This window comes from Pseudoalteromonas sp. MM1 (assembly GCF_030296835.1).
GTDB lineage: Bacteria > Pseudomonadota > Gammaproteobacteria > Enterobacterales > Alteromonadaceae > Pseudoalteromonas.
This window is the reverse complement of sequence record NZ_AP027922.1, coordinates 2416104-2437408: the sequence shown is the minus strand read 5'-3', so window position 1 is coordinate 2437408 and position 21305 is coordinate 2416104. Positions and strand designations below refer to the sequence as shown.

Here is a 21305-nt window from a genome sequence, read left to right as displayed (position 1 = left end):
ATGACCATCATAGCACTTGGTATAAATCACAAAACCGCATCCGTAGAATTACGTGAAAAAGTGGCTTTTTCGCCTGAGCAAATGTCTGAGGCGCTCCAGCAATTAAGCGGTCATGCCGACTTTAACGAAGCCGTTATTGTATCTACCTGTAACCGTACCGAAATCTATTGTAGCCTTGAGCAGTCAAATTCCCAAGCACTGCTAGCATGGCTTGCCAGTTTCCATGGTTTGGATGAACACGAACTGAGCAAAAATATATATTGCCACCAAGGCGATGCAGCCATTAATCATTTAATGCGTGTTGCCTGCGGTTTAGATTCGTTGGTATTGGGCGAGCCGCAAATTTTAGGGCAAATTAAGCAAGCCTATCATAGCGCCAAAACACACGATGCCGTAGGCGTTAAATTTGATAGGTTGTTTCAAAAAACTTTTTCGGTGGCTAAACAAGTTCGTACCGATACCGATATTGGTGCCAGTGCTGTGTCGGTGGCGTTTGCTGCGGTTAATTTAGCAAAACATATTTATGGCAAGCTTGATAAAACCAATGTGTTATTAATTGGAGCCGGCGAAACAATAGAGCTTGTAGCCAAACATTTATACCAAAATGAGCCGCAACAGATTACGGTTGCTAATAGAACCATTGAGCGTGCACGCGGTTTAGCACAGGAAGTATCGGCCGATGTGATTGCGCTGGCACAACTACCTGAGCGTTTACACAAAGCCGATATTGTTATTAGTTCAACAGCCAGTACGTTACCAATTATAGGTAAAGGGGTGGTGGAGCAAGCACTAAAACAGCGCCGCCATAAGCCTATGTTGTTCATTGATATTGCCGTTCCGCGCGATATAGAAAGCCAAGTAGGCGAGCTTGATGCGGCCTATTTATATTCCGTTGATGACTTACAAGCCATTGTAAGCGAGAATATGGCCGCGCGTGAACAGGCAGCAGAGCAAGCACAATTAATAATAAGCGAGCGCGTCAAAGAATTTGAAATGTGGGTTCGCTCTCTCGATTCGGTTGATTTAATTCGCCATTACCGAAACGACGTACAAACCATTAAGTCAGAACTTGTTGAGCGGGCGGTTAGCCAGCTAAGTACAGGTAAGGACGCAGAAAAAATTATATTAGAGTTGGCCAATAAATTAACCAACCGCTTAATGCACGCGCCTACCCGTGCAATTCAAGATGCGGCTAAAAAAGGTGAAGTGGCACAACTAACTCAGTTGAAAAAAATGTTAGGTATTGATCAGGAATAACAGTTAAATGAAAGAGTCTGTATATCGTAAATTAGAAACCTTAGTAGAGCGCTACGAAGAAGTACAAGCGCTACTGAGCGATCCGTCGGTCATTAGTGATCAAAACCGCTTTCGTGCTCTTTCAAAAGAATACTCTGAGCTTGAAGAAATTGTAAAAACATTTTTAGCATACCAACAAGCGCAAGACGATGTGGCGACTGCTGAAGAAATGTTAAAAGATTCAGACCCCGATATGCGTGAAATGGCGCAAGAAGAATACAAAGAAGCTAAAGCGCAAATTTTATCATTAGAAGATGAACTGCAAGTGCTAATGCTGCCTAAAGACCCTAAAGATAACAACAATGTATTTTTAGAAGTACGTGCCGGTACCGGTGGTGACGAAGCGGCTATATTTGCAGGCGATTTGTTTAGAATGTACAGCCGTTACGCCGAAACACAAAAGTGGAAAGTGGAAGTTGTGAGCACCAACGAAGGTGAACACGGCGGCTACAAAGAAGTGATTGCAAATATTAGCGGTGAAGGTGTGTACGGCAAGCTTAAGTTTGAATCAGGCGCTCACCGTGTACAACGTGTACCAGAGACTGAATCACAAGGGCGTGTACATACCTCTGCGTGTACGGTAGCAGTAATGGCTGAAATTCCAGAAGCAGAAGCCATTGAAATAAACACCGCCGACATAAAAGTAGATACATTTAGAGCCTCAGGCGCCGGTGGTCAGCACGTAAATAAAACCGACTCGGCAATTCGTATTACTCATATTCCAACGGGTGTTGTGGTTGAGTGTCAGGATGAGCGTTCGCAACACAAAAACCGTGCTAAAGCGATGTCTGTACTTGCCGCGCGTTTACAGCAAGCCGAAGATGAAAAACGTCATGCTGCCGAGGCCTCTGAGCGCCGTAACTTGGTGGGTAGTGGCGATCGCTCTGAGCGTATTCGTACTTACAACTACCCGCAAGGGCGTATTACTGATCACCGTATTAATTTAACGCTTTATCGCTTAAACGAAGTGGTAACCGGTGATTTAGGCGCAATTATTGACCCGTTAATGCAAGAGCATCAGGCAGATTTACTTGCCGCAATGGGCGATGAGTAATTGTGAGCCACACTCTTGAGCAGGCAATAGTAGTTGGTGCAAATACACTTGCACCAACTAGCGACACCGCTAAATTAGACGCACAAGTACTCCTATTACATATTCTTCAAAAGCCCCGCAGTTACCTATTTACCTGGCCAGATAAACTACTTAGCAGCGATGAGCAGCGTCAATATAATGAATTTTGTGAACGGCGTTTAAATGGTGAACCCGTAGCGCATATTATTGGTCAGCGCGAATTTTGGAGCTTAGCATTAGAGGTTAATGCCACGACGCTTATTCCTAGACCCGATACCGAAACACTCGTTGAGCAAGCGTTAGAACTGACAGTACCTGAGCACGCAAAAGTGCTTGATTTAGGCACCGGCACCGGCGCGATTGCACTTGCACTTGGTAGCGAAATGCCAACATGGCACATAACAGCAGTCGACAAAGTAGCAGATGCGGTGGCCTTAGCAACTAGAAATCAGCAGCGTTTAGAGATTGAAAACGTGCAGGTAAAGCAAAGTAACTGGTTTAGCGCGCTGAAAAACGAGCAGTTTAATTTAATTGTGACCAACCCACCGTACATTGAACACGACGATAAACATTTAAAAGAAGGGGATGTGCGCTTTGAACCTCTTTCCGCGTTAGTGGCCGATGAGGCAGGATTGGCTGATATAAAACAAATAATTACACAATCACGTGACTATTTGCTCCCTAGTGGCTATCTTTTAATAGAACATGGTTTTGAACAGGGTGAAGCTGTTCGGCATTTGTTTAAGCAAATGGCGTATATAAATATTAAAACAGTAAAAGACTTGGGAAATAACGATCGTGTAACGCTCGCACAGTGGCCTTAATTTGATAACAAACAGCCATGATTGTGTGTTCTATAAATGCATTAAGGAACCTTTAATATGATGGGTGATTTTTTATTTTCAGATGAGCCAGATGAATTAGATAGTGAAGTAGAGCTTGGCACTTGGAAAGTATTAATCGTTGATGACGAACCTGAAGTTCATGCTGTTACAAAGCTTGCGTTGAGTGATTTTGAATTTCAGAACAAACGTTTAGAATTTTTAAGCGCTTACTCGGGCGCTGAAGCAAAAGAATTAATAAATGCGCACCCAGACGCCGCTATTGTACTGCTCGATGTGGTAATGGAAACCGATGACGCTGGGTTACAGGTTGCTAAATTTATTCGCGAAGAAGCTAATAATAATCATATTCGCATTATTTTAAGAACCGGTCAGCCTGGGCAAGCACCAGAGCGCCAAGTAATAATTAATTACGATATTAACGATTATAAATCGAAAACAGAGCTGACAGCGCAAAAGCTGTTTACTGTGATAATGTCGAGCTTACGCTCATATCGCGATATTATTTCTATAGAGCAATCTCGCGAAGGGCTTGAAAAAATTATTGTTGCCTCGCGCGATATATTTGCCACACGTTCAATAGAGCAGTTTATTGAAGGGGTGATGCAGCAACTTACCTCGTTATTAGGCATTGCAGAACAAGCGGTGTATGCCACTACGTTAGTGGCGCAAAATACGCAAGAAAATAGTAACGATAAGCTAATAGTGCGCTCAGGTACCGGTGAGTTTGAGCAAAGCGAAGGTAAAGAGTTAGATGCGGTGCTGCAAAACGAGCAACTAGAGGCATGTCATCAAGCACTAAAAGATAAAAGCATAATTTATAAAGATAACTATTTATTTGCTTATTGTAGTAGCGAGTACAATCACAATTCGATGTTATTTATATCGGGGATCCCTAAAAATATAACCGATACGCAACGTAATTTAATTGAGATTTTTTCGCAAAATGTACAACTAGCATTTGAGAACGTGCAACGACAACAACGTTAATCGTTACTATAAATTTAAAAAGCACATAGCCTTGCGACTATGTGCTTTTTAGTTTGTGAGGCATAATAGCCAAAGCAGTGCGTAGGGCTTGGTATTATACCAAGCCGCAATAATTCTTAATTATTTTGAGGGGCTAAACGTGTTGCTATCAGCGTTAAAAAATTCTCATTTAGAACAACTAAATAGCAAATTTTTTGCCTAGCTATCAACAGGTTTACCCATCCTCAAAATAGATAACTTAATTAAGCGGATTGGTATTAAACGCACTTAACTAAATTTAACAAAACAAAAAGTACTGAGGCTTATGGATTATTTAGCAGTAAAACACTCACACATGGCAATTGCTATGCTAAGCGTTATTTTATTTTACATCCGCTCTTTTTCGCGTATGGGCAGTGGCAAGCTTGCCAAAAATAAACTGGTTTTTATTGGCAGTCACAGCATTGACACTTTATTACTTATTTCTGCAATAACATTGGTGTTCATGGCAAAAATAAACCCCTTTGAGCAACTATGGTTATTAGAAAAAATAGTGCTTGTAGTGATTTATATAGCGATAGGTATTATTAGCGCTAAACAAACTAATACGCTGCCAAAAATTATGTATGTGGTAGTTAACACGGTTGTGATTTTAGCGATAGGGTATTTGGCAACGGCAAAATCGCCGCTCCTTTTATAATACCTACTCTGTTACAAGTTAAGTGTCGGTGCGTGTATACACTTTTTAAACACGCACGATACTTAGAGGCAAGGGACTTATACGTAGGGAGTTAATAGAAAAGACTTAAGTAACAGTTAACACACCTCTAAACGTCTCATAGCCTTGAGCATTTCTAAGCCAGGCTAGCCTCCTCCTTTAACTATAAAGCACAGTTATAAATTATAATTATGGGTGGGTGCTTCGCTGTATTGGTAACTACCCTTAAAATTAGGTAAACTACGCCTTCGTTTTTTAATAAATGTTGTAGTATTGATGACCACCCTCGGGTATGACGAACACGACGAATCTTATTTAGATGATGCATATGATGAATTTACTCCACCGCCACTTTATCGGTGTATTAATGCAGAATCGAAATGGGACCCTCAAATAGATTTAGCGCCAACTTTTTCTGTATTAACTGACTTTGAGCAGCAAATAAGTGCCCTGTGCGTTAAGCAAAAAGACCCTCATGATAGATTAGAAGCGCTGCTTGATATTTTTTATAGCAAATGGCTATTTAGCGCCTCTGGATTGAAGGTGCCGGAGCATAAAATAAACAGCTTAAGCTATACACTCACTATGCGCAGCGGCTCTATAACCACATTAGGCATTTTATTAACACACTTGCTTGAGCAAGCGCAATTAGACGCCAGTGTGTGTATTAATCAAGGCGATATTAGCGTGCATGTCGCTATAAGTGATGAAGAAGGCTACATTATTGAGCCTAGTAGCGGACAACAAAGTTGGTACATCATTCCTGAAAATGCAGATGAAGAAAATGGCCAAGAGCAAGAGCCACTTGAACTTATTTATAACGATGAAGTTTATAAACTGTTTTTAGCGCAGCAAAAATGGTCGTTTATTAGCGAGAATAAATTTGGCCATGCTTTAGTTTGTGTTGAGTTGCTAATGGAGCTTTTAGGCGATGACCCGTACGAGAGACGCGACAGAGGTTACTTACTCAATCAGCTAGATTGTCCTAAAATGGCACGCGATGATTTACAGTTTTTTATTGATGAGTGCCCAGACGACCCGGCAATTGAAATTATTCAGCATCAACTAGAAGAACTTGAAGATAATAATAAAACACACCATTAAGAATAGGAACAAATATGGCTGATACTCACACTGCATTAATTACTAATGATGCTGTTGTACTGGGTTTGCTTGCGGTAATTTTAGGGTTTATTTTTAAAACCTCTAGCAGCGAGAACCCCAAACTAAAAGCATTTTATAAATATGTACCGGCATTATTGCTGTGTTATTTTTTACCTTCTTTACTCAATACGTTTGGCATTGTAGATGGGCATAGCTCTAATGTTTACTACGTTGCTTCGCGTTATTTGCTCCCAGCATGTTTGATTTTACTTACCATTAGTATTGATTTAAAAGCGATTATTAATTTAGGTCCCAAAGCGCTTATTATGTTTTTAGTGGGAACGTTGGGCATAGTAATTGGTGGGCCTTTATCTATTTTAGTGGTGAGTGTATTTAACCCTGATTTAGTGGGGGGCCATGGCCCAGATGCGGTTTGGCGCGGTATGACAACGGTTGCTGGCAGTTGGATCGGTGGCGGTGCAAACCAAGCCTCAATGAAAGAAATGTTTGAGGTTGGCGGGGATATTTTCTCGGTTATGGTGACCGTTGATGTAATTGTGGCGAATATTTGGATGGCTGTTCTATTACTAATGGCCGCAAACCATAAAAAAATTGATGCCGCAACAGGCGCTGATACAACCGCCATAGAAGATTTAAAAAGCCGTGTAGAGCAATATCATGCAGAGCATGCTCGCATGCCAACACTTAATGACTACATGACCATTATTGCCATTGCATTTGGTATAACAGGGTTGGCTCATTTTTGCGCCGACTTTTTAGGGCCGTTTTTTGCAAACAATTATGCGTGGGCTAAAGAATACAGCTTAAACAGTAAATTCTTTTGGTTAATTGTTATTTCAACCACAATTGGTATTAGTTTATCATTTACTAAAGTTAGGCAAATAGAAGCGTTTGGTGCATCAAAAGTTGCTTCAAGCTTTTTATATATTTTAGTAGCATCAATTGGCTTACACATGAATGTAACCGCTATATTTAGCAACCCTGGGTTGTTTTTAATTGGTGCTATTTGGATGCTAACACACGCAAGTTTAATGCTGATTGTAGCCAAAGTAATAAAAGCACCGTTATTTTATATGGCGGTAGGCTCGCAAGCTAATGTTGGCGGCGCTGCGTCGGCGCCTGTAGTGGCTTCTGCGTTTCACCCTTCGCTAGCGCCTGTGGGCGTGTTATTAGCTGTATTAGGGTATGGTGTAGGCACATATATGGCCTACATTTGTGGATTAATGATGCAAGCAGTTGCACCTTAAGGAATTTAAATGAACAATCAAGTAATTAATATCAATAATATTGAACTGGCAAACGACAAACCCTTTGTATTGTTTGGTGGTATGAATGTTTTAGAGTCACGCGATTTAGCGATGCGTATTGCTGAGCACTATGTAGAAGTAACCTCTAAATTAAATATTCCTTATGTATTTAAAGCCTCGTTTGATAAAGCGAACCGCTCTTCAATAAACTCATACCGCGGCCCTGGTATGGAAGAAGGCTTAAAAATATTTGAAGAGATTAAAAATACCTTTAATATTCCACTGATAACTGACGTGCACGAACCTCATCAAGCAGCGCCTGTTGCTGAAGTAGTTGATGTAATTCAGTTACCTGCATTTTTAGCACGCCAAACCGATTTAGTGGTAGCTATGGCTAAAACGGGTGCCATTATTAACGTGAAAAAACCACAATTTTTAGCCCCTCATGAAATGCGTCATATCATTACTAAATTTAATGAAGCGGGTAACAACAATGTTGCACTGTGTGAGCGCGGCTCAAGCTTTGGCTATAACAACTTAGTGGTTGATATGCTAGGTATGGATGATATGAAAGCTATGGCACCGGTTATTTTTGATGCAACCCATGCACTACAACGTCCAGGCGGGCGAGCAGACTCTGCAGATGGACGCCGTGCACAAGCTGCCGAGCTTGCTCGCAGCGGCATGGCACTGGGTATTGCGGGCTTATTTATTGAAGCTCACCCTAACCCTAATGAAGCAAAGTGTGATGGTCCATGTGCTTTGGCTCTAAGCAAGCTTGAAGGGTATTTATCGCAAATGAAAGCGGTAGATGATTTAGTTAAAAGCTTTGCACCACTTGATACAAGCGCAAGCGACTTATAATTTAACACCTACTCAGGTAATAGTTTAAAAAGCGACTTAGGTCGCTTTTTTTATTCCATTAATATACACGCACAACGATGCTGTATATAATCTTATGCATAAGAAAAACTAATTCTAAGCTTGGTTACTATGTCAAGACGAGTCCCCCCATTAAACGCACTTAAAGCTTTTGAAGCCGCGGCACGCCATTTAAGCTTTACTAAAGCAGCAGAAGAGCTGTATGTAACGCAAGCGGCAGTGAGCCATCAAATTAAAACCCTTGAAGAGCACTTAGGCTTAAAATTGTTTTTACGTAAAAACCGCTCGTTATTATTAACCGAAGAAGGCCAAGGCTACTTTTTAGATATTAAAGAGATTTTTACCCAGCTGATAGATGCCACCGAAAAGCTACTTGCTCGTGGTGCAAAAGGCTCGCTTACCGTAAGTTTAACCCCGAGTTTTGCAATACAGTGGTTAGTACCTCGATTAAGCTTATTTAACGAGCTCCACCCCGAAATAGATGTGCGTATAAAAGCGCAAGACCAAGACGAAAACTCGTTAACCGATGATGTAGATATTGCTATTTACTACGGCCGAGGGCATTGGAGTGGGGTACAAACTTATAAACTACACACCGAGTATTTGGTGCCGTTATGTAGCCCATTGTTATTAAGCGGACATAAACCGCTTAATCAACCGAGTGACTTAGCCCAGCACACCTTATTGCACGATACCACACGCCGCAACTGGAAAACGTGGATGAAAACGGCGGGTGTACGCAATGTACAAGTGAATCAAGGCCCTATATTTAGCCACTCATCAATGGTGCTACAGGCCGCGGTGCACGGCCAAGGGGTAGCAATAGGCAATAGTGTGCTTGCCAAACCCGATATTGACGCAGGCCGTTTAGTGATCCCATTTAGCCACAGTTTAGAGAGTAAAAACGCGTATTACTTAGTGATTAGAGAGTCGCAAACAGAGCTGGGTAAAATAGTCTCGTTTAAAGATTGGATGCTGAGCTTAGTAGAGCAAGAACAAGAGTATTAATAATGATTGAATGGTTTAAAAGCGCAACACAACCGGCTATTGCACAGTTTATATTTGCACATGGTGCGGGTGCAGGGGCGGATTCTGATTTTATGCAGCAGATGGCTAAACTCATTAGTGCGCAGGGTATTGATGTAGGTTTGTTTGATTTTGAATACATGCAAATTGCTAAACAAACACAAAAACGTAGGCCGCCAGAGCGAGCCCCTAAACTGTTAGCTTATTACGAGCAAGTACTAACACATGCGCAGCCTAATTTACCGCTATTCATTGGTGGTAAGTCGATGGGCGGGCGTATGGCATCTATGCTTGCCTGTACCTCTACTCAACCGATTGCAGGTGTATTAGCGTTTGGCTATCCGTTTCACCCGCCCGGTAAACCTGAAAAGCTGCGCACCGAGCATTTTGCAGATATACCTTGCCCGTTTTTAGTATTACAAGGCGAGCGAGATACCTTTGGTACCCGTGAAGAGCTTAAAACGCTTTCTATGCCAAAACAGCCAACTTATGTGTGGCTTAACGATGGTGATCATTCACTCAAACCGCGTAAAAAAAGTGGAGTGAGCGAGCTTGAAAACCGTGAAACTGCAGCGCGTGAAGCCTATAAATTTATAGCTAATAGAGTGGAGCAATTATGATTAAACTATTTTTACTCACGGGCAGCTTTTTTTGCATGTTGTCGGTTATGTTAGGGGCCTTTGCCGCGCATGGTTTAAAAAGCCGTTTAACTGAGTATTCACTCGGGGTATTTAAAACCGCAGCTGAGTATCAAATGGTGCACGGCTTAGCACTTATAGCCGTAGCAATTTTAATTAAGTGGGGTATTAATTTATCCATAGCGGGTGGCTTTTTTATTGCCGGTACACTGCTTTTTAGTGGCAGTTTATATTTATTAGCCCTCAGCGGCATGAAGTGGTTAGGGCCAATAACCCCGTTAGGTGGGTTATGCTTTATAATTGGTTGGGTTGTTATTTTAGTGCAAGTTGCACGATTTAAGTTTTAAAGAGTTTAAGGGTTAATATGTCTAGTGTTGTGATTTATTGTCGTAGTGGTTTTGAAAACGATGCGGCTGCTGAAATAACGTTTCATGCTGCCGAGCAAGGTTTTGCCGGCTATGTAAAAGCCAAACCAAATACCGGCTACGTGATTTATGAATGTTTTGAAGCGCAACACAGCGACGAAATAATTAAAAAGGTCGACTTTAAAAATATGGTATTTGCGCGCCAGTGGTTTGCTGGCACGTTAATCGAAAATATGCCGGTAGAAGATAGGGTCACTGCATTAAAAGAAGCCGCAAAGGAGTTTCCTTTGTGTAGTGAATTGCGCGTAGAAACTCCCGATACTAACGAAGGCAAAGAGCTGCTGACCTTTTGTAAAAAAATATCAACGCCGTTAAAAAAAGCACTCGAAAAACAAAACACGGTATTACGTGAGCCAAAGGCAAACCGCCCGGTAATGCATGTACTCTTTTTAGCAAACAATGCCGCGTATGTAGGGTATTCGTATAGCTATAATAATTCGCCGTTTTTTATGGGCATTTTACGTTTACGCATGCCAAGTGACGGACCGAGCCGCTCAACGTTAAAACTTGACGAAGCCTTTAATGTTTTTATCCCTGAAAAAGAGCGAGAAGAGCGAGTACAACCAGGCATGCGAGGGGTTGATTTAGGTGCTTGCCCAGGCGGTTGGACCTATCAATTAGTACGCAGAGGCATGTTTGTGAGCGCAATAGATAATGGCCCGATGAATGATAGTTTGATGGAAACAGGCCAAGTTAAACACTTTAGAGCCGACGGTTTTAAATATCGCCCAGAAAAAAGAAATATTAACTGGTTAGTGTGCGATATGGTGGAAAAACCAACCAAAGTGACTAATCTAATGATTGACTGGGCAGTAAACGCATACGCTAAAGAGCTTATATTTAATTTAAAGCTGCCTATGAAAAAACGCTTTGATAGTGTTTATGAATGCCTAACGATGATCAAAGAAGAGCTTACTAAGTACGGTATAACCTATGAGTTGCAAGCTAAGCATTTGTATCATGATCGTGAGGAAATTACCGTTCATTTAAATGTTGTTAAGGTGCCCCAAAATTTGTATAGCTAAATCATAGAGGCATAAAAGTGGTATTAAATAATGTTTATAAATGGCTAGGATTACTTTTTTTATCACTTTTAATAGCCGGTTGCGGCGGTGGTGGCAGCGATAGTGACGCCACCGATAGTGGCTCAACTGGCAACATCGCCCCTACTGTAAGTGTTAATGTAAGCAGCAGCGTTATTGTTGCTAACCAAACCTTTACTATTACGGCTCAGGCAAACGATAGCGACGGGCAGGTTTCTAGTTACCAGTGGCAGCAGCTATCGGGCCCTGACTTTACCTTTACAGCTAATGGCAACATACTCACAGTAACGGCCCCGAGTGTAGAAAGCGACACTGATTTTAGCTTTTCGGTGCTAGTAACCGATAATGACGGTGCCACTACAGAGCAAGTGTTCTCTGGGACTATCACGGTCCAGAATACCCCTCCTACGGTAAACATTACAGGACCAAGCAGCGCATTGGCTAATACCCAAGTTAGTTTAATTGCTAATGCACAAGACATAGATGGCACAATTAGCAGCATAGTGTGGGTGCAATCTGCTGGCTCCACCATTGAATTTAGCCAAACAGAAGGTGAATTAAACTTTACCGCCCCAAATGTAAGTGAAAATGAAACGCTTGGTTTTAGTGTTACTGTAACCGACAATGCCGGGGGCACTGCTCAAAGCAGCGCAACACTACTTATTACGCAATTAAATAGCGCTCCTAGTGTTACCTTAGCTGGGCCTGACGAGGCAATGCAAAATGAGTCAGTGACAATAACAGCCACAGCGCAAGACAGCGATGGCACCATTAGCGAACTTACTTGGCAGCAAACTAACGGTCCCGTGGTCGAATTCACGCAAACCGATTCAAGCATTACCTTTATGGCTCCAACGGTTGCTCAGAACACCAACATTACCTTTTTAGCCACAGTTAGAGATAACGACGATGCAACCAATAGTGCACAAAAAACGGTAATTTTGATGCCGCCTAACAACCCGCCGGTAGCTGATGATGTATCAATCGAGGTGCAATATAACTTTAGCACCGAATTTAATTTGATAGTAAGTGATGCCGACGGCGATACGGTACAAATTACGTTTCCTGATGATTTAGACGGGGCGCAGGTGAGTGTTATTGATGCTCAAACGCTGCGTTTTAGCTACACACCGCCTGTAAATAGCATTTCTGAAAAAAACTATACCCTGATAGCCAGTGACGGTGAAGACAGCACTAATTTTTTACTTAATACGACAATTGTTGATACCAGCGCAGCAACGGTCACGGAAATAACGCCTAATGGAGTAGGTGAACCGGTATTGGTTGATACTCCCATTAGCATTACGTTTTCTGATGTGATGCTGAGTAGTTCGTTAACAGTAAATAGTACTGCGGGGAGCTGTGAGGGCAGTGTTCAGGTATCAAGTGATGATTTTGCAAGTTGTGTTGCACTGACTATAGCAAGTCTATCTGGTGCACCTGATGAGACGAATGACTATTTTAAAAACGTTAACTTAAGCGCTGAATTTTTAGAAAACACGCTTTACAAAGTGCGTGTAAATGACCAATTAGTTAACTTTTTTGGTACTGCTGCGACAGCAGGCCAAGTGAGCGAATTTACCACCTCAACTCAAGATTTAAAAATAACTGAACTCATATCGGTGCAATTTACTAATGATACGCCCTGGGTAGAGATTTATAACGGCACAGGAGAGGCTGTTAATTTACAAAACTATTCATTAAAAACGCGCGCAATTAATATGCTTGATAGCTCAGTGAGCGCCGAGCAAGTATTTACATTACCCAACAAAGTAGTAGAAAACGGCAGTTATATTTTACTGCAAAGTCGCTTTGGCGATGAGTTTTTAGCAAGTGCGGCACTTAATAATCCTAAAATTGTGCTGGTGGGTAACCAAAACGACACGCTGCGCCCTTATTGGTATATAAATGGCTTTGCTGAATTATTAAACAGTGCCGCCACACAAACTATCGACTTTGTTAAGTTTGGTAACTCTACCCAGCAACCGGTAAGTGCCACGCAATGGCAGGGCGATAATGCGCCGCAAATGCAGGCCGAGCAAGGGTCAAGCTTAAAACGTGCGCTTAATGCAACAGATACTAATCAAGCAAGCGATTGGGCTTACTCGGTTTTTAATACGCCAGCAGGGCAAAACGATGTTAGCTGTGATACAGATACTGATTTAGATGGGATCCCCGATTGTACCGAGCAAGAAGGTACAACGTTTGGCGGGCTGCCTTTATATGAATGGGGCGCGCGAGAAAATCAAAAAGATATATTTATCGAAATTGATTATATGGACAGTAGCGATGCAGGCATTACGCCACAGCGCACAGCATTAGAAAAAGTAGTGAGCGTATTTGCAAGTAACGGTTACACAGTGCATTTTGATGTAGGCGATTTATTTGACCAAAGTACCGGTATTTCGACCGCTAACTTTGATTTAGGAGGCGGTACAACGGTACCGTTTAACAGCTATACGCCCTTTGAATATGACCAAGGTACCGCTAATTTATTTGCTTATAAAATGGAGTATGCCGATACAACGCGCCGACCAATTTTTCATTATTTATTAATGGCAAATAGTGGTAACGAAGATGGCAGTATTAGCGGTTCGGGTATTGCTGAAATTAATGGTAATGACCTAATGTTGACTATGGGTGGATGGGGGTTATCGGTTGATGATCAAACATCACAAAATGTGACGAACAATTACCAAGCATCTACTATTTTTCATGAGTTGGGGCATAATTTAGGGCTTTATCATGGTGGCGATGAAGAAGTGAACTTTAAGCCAAACCATTTAAGTTCAATGAATTACTTATATCAATTAACGGGGCTTGCAAGTATAGGTAATAATGAAGGCGATCGTTATTACGATCGGTTTTATACCAATAACATTAATTGTGACCTTGTGCCAAATACCAATAATCAAACGGGGTCAACGGATGATTTTATCATTGATTATTCAAATGGTAGTGCTGCAGATATAAATGAAAGTGCTATTGACGAAAGCGCAGGGTTAAACAGAGCAGGCTCTGAGGCGGTTGATTATAATTGCAATGCAATATTAGGCGATACATTAACAAACTTTGATGCAAACCAAGATTCACAAATTACTATACTCACAGATGTTGACGAGTGGGGCATGATCAACCTGCAGTTTTACTCACAAAGTGCAGGTAATCGATTTGGTGTTGCAAATACAATGAGCCATAAGGTGTATCAACAGCAGCGCATTCAAGCTGTTTCTACTTCATTGCCTAGCTATATAAAGGAAGCTGCACCAAGCAAGGCTATAATTAACCAAATTAAAGCAATTAAAGAGCGCAAATGAGCTATAGATTTATAAAAGTTGCGCTTTTACAAGGTATTGTTATTTGTTTATTAGTTGCATGTAGTTTAAGCGATAAGAAAGCAAATGCTAACAATGGTAGTGAATGGTTACTAACTGATGCGCTTTATTATAGTAATAAGCCAGTAAATTGGCAGCAAACGCGTGTTAACGGGTGCAGTACATGCTTTATTAAAAACGACTCTGTGCTACAGCCCGAGGGCATAACGCGTTTTAATACGCTTTATAAAGACGGGCAGTGGATAGCAGTACAAGAGCAAAGCAGTTTAAATGTTATAAGGTTAAAACTGCCTTTGCACACACCGTATTTATATGTTGAGCAATTAGGTAACGGTGAACTGAGGTTGTTTGATCAGCAACACTCATATAAAACTAAAATAGGCGAAGTTATTAACATTACTTTTAAAAAGCAGTTATTCTCGGTACTGATCACAGAGTTTATTTTACAAGATGAAAAAAGTGCAGCACTGCCACGCCGCGCTAAATTAAATTACATTGCACTTAAGCTAAGATAGGTAAAATAAAAGCACTAAAAGGTGCTTTTATTATTTGTTATACGTTTATTTAGCCCACACGGTATTTGGGACGGTAATTATCTACCCATAATCGAGTAGCGCCACACACGGCAACAGGCATAACTATTAGGTTAATAAATGGGATTGCTGTGAGCAGCATAACTGCAAAGCCAAACCCGTAAGACAAACCTTGCTTTGATTTTAAATCGTCTTTCATTTGTTTAAAGCCAATTTTATGGTTATCGAAGGCAAAATCTTTGTATTGCACTGCGTACATCCAACATGTAAATAAAATCCACAAAATTTGGCCAATAACGGGTAAAACCCATAACAATATAAAAAACCCTACAGCGCGGGGCAAGTAATAGCAAAGCTTTGTCCACTCTCTGCCAACCATACGGGGTATATCTTTGATTAAATCAGCAAAGCCATCGTCATTTATTTTTTGGCCCGTTAAATAAAGCTCAACTTTTTCACTGAGTAAGCCATTAAAGGGGGCTGCAATAAAGTTGGTTATTACCGTAAATAGCATGCTGTAACTAAATAGCACAATAAGTACGGCAATGGGCCACAATAACCATTCAAGCCAGCTTAGCCACTCAGGTAACATGTTGTTTATATAGTTAAAACTGTCGCTTAACCAACCAAATAAAAAAAACAATGAACTACCAAACAATAAAATATTAAGCAAAAGCGGAATAAGCACAAAGCGCTTAAGGCCTTTTTGGCTAATTAATTTAAAGCCTGAAAAAAAATATTCCATACCTTGTATGATCTGCACAGTAACCTCAAAAAAGATTCATATCTGCATGCAGTATAATTAGGCTGATAATTTTGAACAGCCTTTTTAAGTAACAAAGTGTTAAACCGGCAAAATTTTAAAGGATTGAGAGTATGTTAGCTGGAATGATTTTGTTAAAAATGTTTGTTTTTTGTTGCAAAAAAATATGTGTTTAACGCATACTAAAGTTGTTTTTATCTATTTATTAAAAAATAATTTCTTTAATCTTAATAATAAAACACGCGCTGTAAGTTTTTTAACTATACTCACTTTAAATATACAAACTAAGAGCAGGAATTTGTTTATGCACTGCCTTTTTTAAAGTGCTTAGCAGCATAAGAGTACCTAAATGCATGGTGAAGTATGAATACTGCAAAACTCAAACAACTATTATCTCACCAGCAGGATATATTATCTAAAATCGCGTTAGGCATAGCCTTAGACGATGTTTTACAGGATATTTGTTTAGCTATAGAGCAAGTTATTGAAGACAGCTCTGCAAGGTGCTCAATACTGTCTTTAACGGGGAATCAATTATTTCACCGTGCTGCCCCAAATATTGACGATGAATACTTAGAAGCAATTAATGGTGTATTTATAGGTCCGAATGTGGGGTCTTGTGGCACTGCCGCCTATAAAAAAGAGCGAATTATTACGCAAAATATTAACCTTTCACCCTTATGGAACGGTTACAAAAGTTTAGCACACAGCTATGGTTTATACTCTTGTTGGTCAACACCGATTATTTCAACCAACAATGAAACATTGGGCACTTTTGCTATTTACCACAACACCCCTAAAGCACCCACAAAACAAGATTTAGAGCTTATTGATTATTTTGTACACTTTTCTAGCATAGCACTAGAAAAAAATGCTGAATCGCTTAAGGCTAGGCAGCTAGTGGCAGACCTGCAAAAAAGTAATGAAAAATTTAAAGCATTTACGAAAGTGATGCCCGATCTTATTTTGATTTTAAATGAAGAGGGCGTATATACCGATATTTACGGCACTTCGAGTGACTTATTACTGGAGTCACCCACCGATTTGGTTGGTCAAAATGTACAAGATTTATTCCCAGTAAAAGATGCTGAGATGATCATGGGCGTTATTAAAAAAACCATTTGTACCAACGAAATGCAAATATTTGAGTACGATTTATCAGTACCCAAAGGCCACATAACCTTTGAAGGAAGAGCCGCTGCACTTAATAACTACCAACCAGATAAACCAGAACTTAAGCACGTAGTGTGGATGGCAAGAGATGTAACTCTTCGTAAAAAAGCAGAGCAAGAGGTGCAGCGGTTAGCTTTTTTTGACCCACTAACTGGATTACCTAATAGGCGAATGCTCAGCGACAGTTTAACAAAGTGTGTTGAGCGTATTAAACGCACCCAAAAAACAGGCGCACTGCTGTTTTTAGATGTTGATAACTTTAAAAGAATAAATGACTCATTAGGCCACGGCGCCGGAGATCAAGTATTAATAGAATTAGCAAAACGGCTTAAAGGTGTAATAAGAGCATCAGATACTTTAGCTAGGGTAGGCGGTGATGAATTTATTATTCTATTAGAATACATTGGCGAGCATAATCACCAAGCTTGTATAGAATCCGAAATAGTCGCAAAAAAAGTACAAGGCGTATTTAATGATAAATTTGCAATAGGAGAGCTGGCATTTCAAGTGAGCTGCAGTATAGGTATTTGCTTAATTAACGAAGAGCATACAGCCACCGATAACATATTAAAATTTGCAGATACAGCCATGTATCGAGCTAAGGCGAAAGGTGGCAATAGCTGCAGCTTTTATGATCCCAAACTGCAAACTTTACTCGAAAACCAAGCCGAATTAGAAACGGATATTGTAAGAGCAATCGCAAATAACGAATTTTGTGCGTATTTTCAGCCGCAAATTAGTATGCACGGTAAGATAGTAGGTGCAGAAGCACTGATAAGATGGATACATCCTAATAAAGGGGTTATTGCGCCTAATCAGTTTATCCCTATTGCAGAGCAATATGGCCTGATTCAAAAACTGCAAAACATAGTGCTTCGCAATATATGCAGCCTTATTAATCAGCTTGATGAAAAAAACATGATAGATGAGCACTTTAGCGTATCTATAAATATCAGTCATATACAGTTTAATTCGTCGCAGCTTACTCGCGAGCTATGCTCTACAATTAATGAGTTCAACATAAATCCGCAGCATATTAAACTTGAGATCACCGAAACCATGCTATCGGGCGATATTAACAGCACAATAAAGCAAATGACGGAGCTACAAGAGCAAGGTTTTGTGTTTTCTATAGACGACTTTGGCACTGGGTATTCCTGTTTAGCCCATTTGAATGCCTTCCCCGTACAGGAAATAAAAATTGATAAAAGCTTTATCGATAAAATTTTAGATAAAGGCAAAGGCTTTAACATTGTTAATACGATTATAAGCCTAGGCAAAAGTTTAGACATTACTGTTGTAGCTGAGGGTGTAGAGCAAGAGGCACAGTTTGAGCTACTAAACTTGCTCAATGCAGATTGCATACAAGGCTATTTAGTCGCAAAACCTATGAATGCCAGTAATTATATTAAGTGGCATGCACATCAATTAAAAAAGCAAAGCCTAAGTGCTTAGCAGGCTGTACGTAGTTTTTGTAAATTAGACTAACGTTTTAATAAAGCTATTATTACCTTATTAAAACATTTTGTTTAAACAACACTAGGAACACGCGTATTAAGTATATATTATGAAGTCACTATAACGATTCAAAATAATAAAATGGACGACAAGAGATGCAGTTAGTCGAATTAACCCCTAAGGATCCTAATGTAGTTAATGTGTTTGCAGATATAGATAGACTGATAAACTCCTTATACCCTGTGGCTACAGCCCAATCTCTTAAATTAGAAGAATTAAGCAAAGATAACGTTTACGCAATTGGCTTAAAAAACGAAGATGGCATTATTGCCTGTGGCGCTATTGTTAAGCAAAATGACGGTACCTTATATGGTGAAATAAGACGTTTATACGTAAAACCAAGCTACCGTGGCAGAGGTTTCTCAAGACGAATAATGCAAAATCTACTGCATTATGCCGGCGAAACAAAAATTCCACTTATTCGATTAGAAACTGGCCCAAAGCAAACCGAATCAATTAGTTTGTATGAAGATTTAGGTTTTGTGCGCTGTGCAAGCTTTGGCTCGTATCAAGATAACCCACAAAGTGTATTTATGGAGCTTGGCCTAAGCCCTGAGCCAAAATAAAATTGCTTATTTATCCCTCGCGCCTGCCCTTTTAGTGGGGGGCGCAAAAAATACTTCACTGTTTTTCGTTGCTCTGTTCGTATAAAATCGCTACGTAAGTTTTAATCTGTATTTAGCACTTCATAAGTGAGAATTTTATCTTTTTTAAAAGTAGCCCAAAATCAATGAGCGATTTAACAGTAGTAACCCACAGTGGTAATTTCCATGCCGATGACGTGTTTAGTATTGCGGTACTTAAGCATGTGTTGCCAGCCTTTAACTTGGTACGAACCCGCGACAAAGCCATAATAGAAAGTGCCGATATTGTTGTTGATGTAGGTGGTGAATACAACTCTGACACAGGGCGCTTTGATCACCATCAACGTGGCGGCGCAGGCGAGCGCGAAAACGGCACGCCATACTCGTCATTTGGCTTAGTTTGGAAAAAGTATGGTTTAGCACTGTGTGATAATAACCAAGCGGTTGCAGATAGAGTAGACGCAGGTTTAGTCTCTACCATTGATGCCATAGATTGTGGCTATGTTAAGGGTGTGGTTGAGGGCATAACGCTTAGCCAAACGCTTTCTATGTTCAATCCAACGTGGGAAGAGCAAGGTAACTTTGATGAATGCTTTAATGAAGCGGTTGAGTTTGCGGCGCATTTATTAACTCGTTTTATTGCCTCTGCAAAAGGAAGCATTAACGCCAAAGATATTGTTGCTAAAGCAATAGAAGAGGCAAAAGATCCCCGCGTGATTATTTTAGAAAAATATACACCGTGGAAAAAAACAGTGCACCATTTATCAAGCGACGCTTTATTTATGGTTTACCCTTCGCAAAACGGCCAGTGGATTATTCAAACAGTTCCTGTAGAGCCTGGCTCGTTTGAAGACAGAAAGTCACTGCCTAAAGCGTGGGCTGGTTTATCAGATGAAGAGTTTCAAGCTGAAACCGGATTGGATGACGCTGTATTTTGCCACAATGGTTTATTTATAGCCGGTACTAAATCGTTCGAAAGTACAATGAAGCTGGCCGAAGTGGCCTTAGCTGAGTAACTTGTTTTTACTTAAATGTGGGTAAAAAATTTTTACCCACAATTTGCACCTCTTTTAGCTAAGTAATTAATTTATAGTTACTTAACTTTATTATGTTTTCGTTATTTAAATTACGTAAGGGTTTATGTTTGAAGTAAAAACTATCGCGCTATTTACTATTACCGCATTGGCAGAAATTATTGGCTGTTATTTACCCTATCTGTGGCTCAAAGAAGATAAAAGCATATTCCTCTTAGTACCCGCTGCAATCAGTTTAGCGCTATTTGCGTGGTTGCTAACGCTACACCCAGCGGCCGCTGGGCGAGTGTATGCGGCATATGGCGGCGTGTACATATGTGTGGCTTTACTATGGTTATGGGCCATTGATGGTGTAAAGCTTACAATGTGGGATGTAGTGGGCGGGGCGGTTGCCTTATTGGGCATGGCTATTATTATTTTTGCACCTAAAGGCGTTTAAAAAGCAAACAAAGGAAGATAACAGCGGCAGGCCATTGTTAACGCATATATCGCTCAATTAAATTGCCGACTACTTTTTTATAAGTGATTGTTAAAGCAGGGGTATCTATTAAGCTTGTTTGTACAACATGCCCGGTGTACAGGCCATAAAACTCATAGGCAAAAATGCTTGGCTCTTTGTCATGACTAAAGTAACCTTGCGTTTGGCAGTTAACTGCAAGCTTAGTGAGGTAATTGAGCATCCTTATGTGTTGGTCTTGCATAAATTGCCTTACCAAACAATGCGGGCTTGCTTTAAACTCTACCGAGGCTTTAATAAGCGGGCAACTTGCTTGCTGACCAGGGGATACGGTATCTAAAAAATTGAGCCACTCAAGCCAGCGCTGCTGAAAGTTATTTAAATGTTTTAAAGCATCAGTATCAACAGATGCCTCAACAACTTGTTTTTTAAACTCGTCTTCTGTGTAGGCCAATATTGCTACTTGCATATCTTCTTTATTGGCAAAGTGAGAGATCACCCCAGTGCGCGACATATTTGTCACTGCCGCAATTTTACCTATCGATATGCTATACAAGCCATATGCGGCGGCATAGGCCATACCTTTTTGTAAAATATTAAGTTTAGTGCTCTCACTTTTTTTCAT

General features: G+C 40.5%; 19 protein-coding genes and 1 pseudogene. 18 read left to right on the top strand and 2 right to left on the bottom strand.

The features are described 5' to 3' along the window. The 14 genes and pseudogenes from hemA (at position 1) to QUE46_RS11005 (ending at position 15133) form a co-directional block, all read left to right on the top strand. On the top strand, positions 1-1257 hold the full coding sequence (hemA, locus tag QUE46_RS11070) for a glutamyl-tRNA reductase (RefSeq protein WP_286244826.1): 1257 nt from the start codon (positions 1-3) through the stop codon (positions 1255-1257). A gap of 7 nt (positions 1258-1264) precedes the next feature. Beyond that, a complete protein-coding gene (gene prfA, locus QUE46_RS11065; protein WP_004588836.1) occupies positions 1265-2350 on the top strand; it encodes a peptide chain release factor 1 in 1086 nt (361 codons plus the stop codon). A gap of 2 nt (positions 2351-2352) precedes the next feature. Further along, entirely contained in the window at positions 2353-3192 is an 840-nt protein-coding gene (gene prmC, locus QUE46_RS11060; RefSeq protein WP_286244825.1) for a peptide chain release factor N(5)-glutamine methyltransferase, read from the top strand. Positions 3193-3249: 57 nt separating this feature from the next. After that, positions 3250-4191: pseudogene (locus QUE46_RS11055) on the top strand (DUF3369 domain-containing protein); the annotation flags it as partial. Positions 4192-4504: 313 nt separating this feature from the next. Further along, on the top strand, positions 4505-4879 hold the full coding sequence (locus tag QUE46_RS11050; RefSeq protein ID WP_064384853.1) for a SirB2 family protein: 375 nt from the start codon (positions 4505-4507) through the stop codon (positions 4877-4879). Between the two features lie 294 nt (positions 4880-5173). Next, positions 5174-6001 carry a tetratricopeptide repeat protein gene (locus QUE46_RS11045; protein ID WP_286247740.1) on the top strand — a complete coding sequence of 276 codons (828 nt, stop codon included), beginning with the start codon at positions 5174-5176 and terminating at the stop codon, positions 5999-6001. 14 nt (positions 6002-6015) lie between these two features. Further along, positions 6016-7269: a DUF819 domain-containing protein gene (locus QUE46_RS11040; RefSeq protein ID WP_286244824.1), complete on the top strand. Its 1254-nt coding sequence runs from the start codon at positions 6016-6018 to the stop codon at positions 7267-7269. Between the two features lie 9 nt (positions 7270-7278). Beyond that, positions 7279-8133, top strand: coding sequence for a 3-deoxy-8-phosphooctulonate synthase (gene kdsA, locus QUE46_RS11035; RefSeq protein WP_286244823.1), 855 nt, complete (start codon positions 7279-7281; stop codon positions 8131-8133). Between the two features lie 129 nt (positions 8134-8262). Further along, the gene (locus tag QUE46_RS11030) at positions 8263-9159 is read left to right on the top strand and encodes a transcriptional regulator GcvA (RefSeq protein ID WP_004588843.1); all 897 of its coding nucleotides are present in this window, start codon (positions 8263-8265) and stop codon (positions 9157-9159) included. 2 nt (positions 9160-9161) lie between these two features. Then, entirely contained in the window at positions 9162-9797 is a 636-nt protein-coding gene (locus QUE46_RS11025) for an alpha/beta family hydrolase (protein ID WP_286244822.1), read from the top strand. Further along, positions 9794-10162 carry a DUF423 domain-containing protein gene (locus tag QUE46_RS11020; protein WP_055016478.1) on the top strand — a complete coding sequence of 123 codons (369 nt, stop codon included), beginning with the start codon at positions 9794-9796 and terminating at the stop codon, positions 10160-10162. Before QUE46_RS11025 ends, QUE46_RS11020 begins: the two co-directional genes overlap by 4 nt. Positions 10163-10179: 17 nt before the next feature. Then, positions 10180-11265 (top strand): 23S rRNA (cytidine(2498)-2'-O)-methyltransferase RlmM, encoded by a 1086-nt coding sequence (gene rlmM, locus QUE46_RS11015; RefSeq protein ID WP_055016479.1) that lies wholly within the window; start codon positions 10180-10182, stop codon positions 11263-11265. A gap of 17 nt (positions 11266-11282) precedes the next feature. Next, positions 11283-14600, top strand: a complete 3318-nt coding sequence (locus tag QUE46_RS11010; RefSeq protein WP_286244821.1) for an Ig-like domain-containing protein — start codon at positions 11283-11285, stop codon at positions 14598-14600. Further along, entirely contained in the window at positions 14597-15133 is a 537-nt protein-coding gene (locus QUE46_RS11005) for a hypothetical protein (RefSeq protein ID WP_286244820.1), read from the top strand. The genes QUE46_RS11010 and QUE46_RS11005 overlap by 4 nt, the downstream gene beginning before the upstream one ends. A 49-nt stretch (positions 15134-15182) precedes the next feature. Here QUE46_RS11005 and cysZ read toward each other — a convergent pair whose 3' ends face one another. Next, positions 15183-15896, bottom strand: coding sequence for a sulfate transporter CysZ (cysZ, locus tag QUE46_RS11000; RefSeq protein ID WP_374761405.1), 714 nt, complete (start codon positions 15894-15896; stop codon positions 15183-15185). Positions 15897-16277: 381 nt separating this feature from the next. Between cysZ and QUE46_RS10995 the strand changes: the two genes are divergently transcribed. The 4 genes from QUE46_RS10995 (at position 16278) to QUE46_RS10980 (ending at position 20662) form a co-directional block, all read left to right on the top strand. Then, complete coding sequence (locus tag QUE46_RS10995; RefSeq protein WP_286244818.1) at positions 16278-18542, top strand: EAL domain-containing protein; 2265 nt, start codon at positions 16278-16280, stop codon at positions 18540-18542. A 158-nt stretch (positions 18543-18700) separates the two neighbouring features. Continuing rightward, on the top strand, positions 18701-19171 hold the full coding sequence (locus QUE46_RS10990; protein ID WP_286244817.1) for a GNAT family N-acetyltransferase: 471 nt from the start codon (positions 18701-18703) through the stop codon (positions 19169-19171). A 164-nt stretch (positions 19172-19335) separates the two neighbouring features. Next, positions 19336-20205 (top strand): MYG1 family protein, encoded by an 870-nt coding sequence (locus tag QUE46_RS10985; RefSeq protein ID WP_286244816.1) that lies wholly within the window; start codon positions 19336-19338, stop codon positions 20203-20205. 124 nt (positions 20206-20329) lie between these two features. Next, positions 20330-20662, top strand: coding sequence for a YnfA family protein (locus QUE46_RS10980; protein ID WP_286244815.1), 333 nt, complete (start codon positions 20330-20332; stop codon positions 20660-20662). Between the two features lie 37 nt (positions 20663-20699). On the opposite strand, the gene QUE46_RS10975 is transcribed toward QUE46_RS10980, so the two are convergent. Next, the gene (locus QUE46_RS10975; RefSeq protein WP_286244814.1) at positions 20700-21305 is read right to left on the bottom strand and encodes a TetR/AcrR family transcriptional regulator; all 606 of its coding nucleotides are present in this window, start codon (positions 21303-21305) and stop codon (positions 20700-20702) included.